The organism is Roseateles sp. P5_E11, from assembly GCF_054049355.1.
In genome coordinates, this window is the sequence record NZ_JBFUMO010000697.1 from 1 (window position 1) to 2,671 (window position 2,671).

Below are 2,671 nucleotides of genomic sequence, written 5' to 3' on the forward strand. Positions count from 1 at the left end.
GGGTCAGCAGATCGCGGTAGGCGGGCAGCTCGAAGCTCGGCACGCCCGGTCCGCCGCCGCGGGCGAGCAGGTCCTGCAGCATCTGCAAAGCGGTGCCCGGTTCAGGCCAGACGACCTGCAGATGAGCGATGACGCTGGGGCTGGCATCCAGGCTGCGGCCACGCGCCAGGCTCTGCGACCACTGCGGCGCCAGCACCCGGAAACGCTGCTCGAACTGCTTGACTAGCTCAGCGAATACCTCGGGCTCACCGCGCTGCTGGCAGAGCTCCATCAGCATCAGATAGGGCATGGCGCCGGCATTGCCACGCGCCAACCGCGTGGCCAGCAGGTCGGCCGCCGCTTCTTGCTGGCCGAGCAGCTGCAGGAAATCGACCTGTTGCTGCAGGTCCAGCAGCTCGTCCGCCACGGTCAGCTCGTTGGACAGCACCGGCGCGGCCGCGGCCTGGACCGGCAGACGCATGGTCGCCTGCATGTCCATCGCGGGCGGTGCGACAGCGGGTGGTGGCGGTGATGCAATGGGCGCCGGCGGCCACGCCATCGGTCGAGGCTGTGGCCGCGTGACCTGGTGCTGGCCTTCGTCCGGCAGCGCCGCGGCTTGGCCGACGACAGGCGGCGCCATGCCCGGCGAGTGTTGTGGCAGCACCGCCGGCAGGCCGGCCCCTTCGGCGGCATGCAGGGCACGCCAATAGGCAAGCTCGCGGCGGGCCCGTTGATCGCGCCAGCGGCTGAAATAGAAAGCCGCCGAGCCCGCCAGCAGGCTCAGCCCCAACGTCAGCACCCAGGTCATGGGGTCGCGATAGGGCGAGGCATGTGCGCTGCGCACCGCCACGGGCGGCGGTGCCACGGCCGGTGCGGAGGCCGGCGGTATGGCCACCGCCGAGGCCGCGGCGGCTTCGGCCTGCAGCCGTGCCTCCAGGTCGGCGCGCAGCTGGGCCACGGTCTGCTCAAGCTGAGCGATCTGGGCTTCCAGCTCGGGCGTGAGCTCCATCTCGGGCGCGCTGGCGGCAGGCTGGACGGGCCGCGGCGCTTCGGCCACCAGCACCTCAGGCCGTTCCAGCACCAGGCGTGGGCCACTGGCGCGCGGCTTGGAGCGGGTTTTTTGCCGTACCACCGGGCCTGGCGCCGGTGCGGGCGATGCCTCGGCCATCACGCTCGTCGGCGGGGCGACCACCGGCGGCGCCGCAGGCGCGGGCGGTGCCGGCACTGTGGCGGCATCGGCCGCAGGGTCGACGAAAGCATTGAACTCGCGCGTCAGCCGCAGCGGGCAGCCCAGAGCCAGCGTGATGCGCAGGGCCGGTTCGTCGATGCGCGCCAGGCTCTGCAGGCGAATACGTTGCTGGCCGGGTTCACCCTCGATACGCATTTGCAACAGCCCAGCCGGCACCCGTGCGTCGCCAGCAGAGACCTCGGCGCGCACGCAGGAATCGGTCAGTCGTTCACCATCCGCCAGCGTCAGCGGGATGCTGGCGTCCAGCGGTTTGCCGAGGGCAGAATGAATTTGCGGCCGTCCCAGGCCCAGAGCCTGGGCGTCTGGCGCCAGGCCAAGCAGCAGTGCCAAAGTGGGTGTGAGAGCACCCAGCAAGGTCGGGCGCAAGGCCGTGAAGGGCATTGACTGCGGGCGGCTAGCTATCGGTTGAACGAGGGGGTGAAGACGGCGCGGATCACTCTAGCATGGGGCCACCTCGCCAACGGCCCCATTCCCAGGGAACCGCGGGCGGCACAATGCCCCCAGACCATGAACGCACTCAGCCTCACCCCCGCCGAACGCCAGCAGATCGATCAGGGCGCCTGGTTCTCCAAGCTCTCCGAGACCCTGCGCAACGACATCCTGCAGCGCGCCTTCGTGCGCCGCCTGCCCGACGAGACCATGCTGTCCCACCGCGGCGAGCCTGCCGAGGAGTGGTCGGCCGTGGCCAAGGGCGCCGTGCGTGTCAGCTCGGTGTCCCTGGCCGGCAAGCAGATCTCGCTGACCTATGTCGAGCCAGGCACCTGGTTCGGCGACATCGCCCTCTTCGACGGCCTGCCCCGCACCCACGACGCCTATGCGCACGGCGAGACGACGCTGCTGTGCGTGCGCAAGTCCGATTTCCGCGCGCTGTTGCAGGCCCACTCCGAGCTCTATGACGCCTTGCTGCGGCTGAACTGCCGCCGGCTGCGGCTGATGTTCGACATGATCGAGGACCTCAACACGCGCCCACTGGCCGCCCGCCTGGCCAAGCAGGTACTGCTGCTGGCGCGCTCTTATGGCGTGCAGGAGGGCGACGAGATCCGCATCGGTTTGCAACTGGCCCAGGAAGACCTCGCCCAGTTGCTCGGCGCCTCGCGCCAGCGCGTCAACCAGGAGCTCAAGGCTTTCGAACGCGAAGGCGCGGTGCGCGTCGAGCCGACCCGCCTGGTCGTGCTCAGCCGCGAGAAGCTGCTAGCAGCCGCATCCCGATAAGGCTGGCGCCGAGGAGACACGGCAGCCGGGCCTCGACTCGCAGAATGGACAGTTGGCGTTCTCTACCCAGACATCCATGGAAGCATTCACCGGCACCCGTCCCCTTGCCCAAGCCCTGGACACCACGGCTCTCGAAGCCTGGCTGGCCGCGCACATTGACGGCTTTGTCGGGCCCCTGGCCATCGAGCAGTTCAAGGGCGGCCAGTCCAACCCGACCTATCTGCTGAAGAC

General features: G+C 69.6%; 3 protein-coding genes. 2 read left to right on the forward strand and 1 reads right to left on the reverse strand.

Going from position 1 to position 2,671, the window contains the following annotated elements:
• Nucleotides 1-1,594 (reverse strand): type IV pilus assembly protein FimV (locus tag ACXJKR_RS29315; protein WP_457325848.1); only part of this gene is annotated, 1,594 nt, incomplete at its 3' end.
• Between the two features lie 141 nt (nt 1,595-1,735).
• Between ACXJKR_RS29315 and ACXJKR_RS29320 the strand changes: the two genes are divergently transcribed.
• Together ACXJKR_RS29320 and ACXJKR_RS29325 are read left to right on the forward strand one after the other, a co-directional pair.
• Entirely contained in the window at nt 1,736-2,440 is a 705-nt protein-coding gene (locus tag ACXJKR_RS29320) for a Crp/Fnr family transcriptional regulator (protein WP_056195749.1), read from the forward strand.
• Nucleotides 2,441-2,516: 76 nt separating this feature from the next.
• A partial coding sequence (locus tag ACXJKR_RS29325) for a phosphotransferase family protein (RefSeq protein WP_457325849.1) occupies nt 2,517-2,671 on the forward strand: 155 nt, incomplete at its 3' end.

Coding starts and splice junctions, on each gene's coding strand:
- ACXJKR_RS29320 (WP_056195749.1), top strand. CDS start 1,736: ATGAACGCACTCAGCCTCACCCCCGCCGAACGCCAGCAGATCGATCAG.